Annotated in this window: 2 protein-coding genes and 1 pseudogene; 2 read left to right on the top strand and 1 reads right to left on the bottom strand. The window is 72.9% G+C overall.

Annotation, left to right across the window (positions count from 1 at the left end):
- On the bottom strand, positions 1-186 hold a 186-nt coding region (locus tag AX737_RS02330), incomplete at its 3' end, for a hypothetical protein (RefSeq protein ID WP_156453492.1).
- A 169-nt stretch (positions 187-355) separates the two neighbouring features.
- Between AX737_RS02330 and croR the strand changes: the two genes are divergently transcribed.
- Both croR and AX737_RS02340 read left to right on the top strand, forming a co-directional pair.
- The gene (gene croR / locus AX737_RS02335; RefSeq protein WP_066918698.1) at positions 356-820 is read left to right on the top strand and encodes a 3-hydroxybutyryl-CoA dehydratase; all 465 of its coding nucleotides are present in this window, start codon (positions 356-358) and stop codon (positions 818-820) included.
- A gap of 64 nt (positions 821-884) precedes the next feature.
- A pseudogene (locus tag AX737_RS02340) lies at positions 885-1194 on the top strand (RNA methyltransferase); the annotation flags it as partial.

A 1194-nucleotide genomic window follows, 5' to 3' on the forward strand; every position in this document is an offset into this window, starting at 1 on the left:
TCGCGGGCTGCGCGCGGGGCGGCGCAGGCCCGCGACCGCGAAGGCGCCGAGCGCCGTCACGAGGCAGCCCGAGGCCGTCGCGATGCGCTCCGGGCTCGGGGTCTCGCCGAGCATCAGGGCGGCGAGACCCGTCACCGCGAGGGTGGCGCCGATACGTCCGGGCGAGAAAGGATCTGGGTCCTGCATGCAGACCCTTGTCCGATACGGCGATTGCGGGCTTGTGAAAGCGATCCGTCGAATTGGACCAAAGTCCGCTGCGGAGCTGCGTGGCCGGAGGCTGGATTCGCGACGGCAGCTGTGCGAGGCCAGCGTCAGGCGCCGACACGGGCGCGATCGTCTCAAGGGAGCCTGCCCGATGTTGCCCGAGCTGCGCGTTCTGTACTTCGAGGATCTGGAGGTCGGCCTCTCCGAGACCCTCTCGAAGGTGATCGCCTCCTCCGACGTGGTGGGCTTCGCCGAGATCACCGGCGACCGCAACCCGATCCACCTCTCCGAGCACTTCGCCGCGCGCACGCCATTCGGCACCCGCATCGCCCACGGGCTCTACACGGCCGGCCTGATCTCGGCGGTGCTCGGCACGCGCCTGCCCGGCCCCGGCGCCGTCTACATCAGCCAGACCCTGAACTTCCGCGCGCCCGTGCGCATCGGCGACACCGTGGACGTGACCGTCGAGGTCGCCGAACTGGTGCCCGAGCGCCGCCGCGCCCGTCTCAAATGCACCTGCGCGGTCGCGGGCGAGATCGTGCTCGACGGCGAGGCCCTGGTGAAGGTGCCGACCCGGGCCGAGGCCGACCCGCTGGCCAGCCGCCAGAAAGCGTGACCGGTCCCATGCAGGGCGCCGCCCTGCACCCGCCAGAGGCCTCGGCCTCTGGACACCGGGACTGATGAGCCCCGTGACGCCCGTCGCGATTGTCGATCCGGCCGACCCGCGGCTCGCGCCCTACGCGGCCATGCGCGAGCGCGACCTCGTCGGCCGCCAGGGCCGCTTCATCGTGGAGGGCGAGGTCACGCTGCGGCTGATGGCGTCGGCCCGCGCCCGCTTCCGGACCGAATCCGTGCTGCTGGCGCCCGAGCGCTGGCCGGGGCTCGCGGACGTGCTGGGCCGCCTCGGCGCGCCGGTCTACCTCGCGGGCAAGCCCGTGATGAGCGCGGTTGCGGGCTTCCCCATCCACCGCGGCGTGCTGGCGGTGGGGC

Source organism: Methylobacterium sp. CCH5-D2 (assembly GCF_001556475.1).
GTDB classification, from domain to species: domain Bacteria; phylum Pseudomonadota; class Alphaproteobacteria; order Rhizobiales; family Beijerinckiaceae; genus Methylobacterium; species Methylobacterium hispanicum.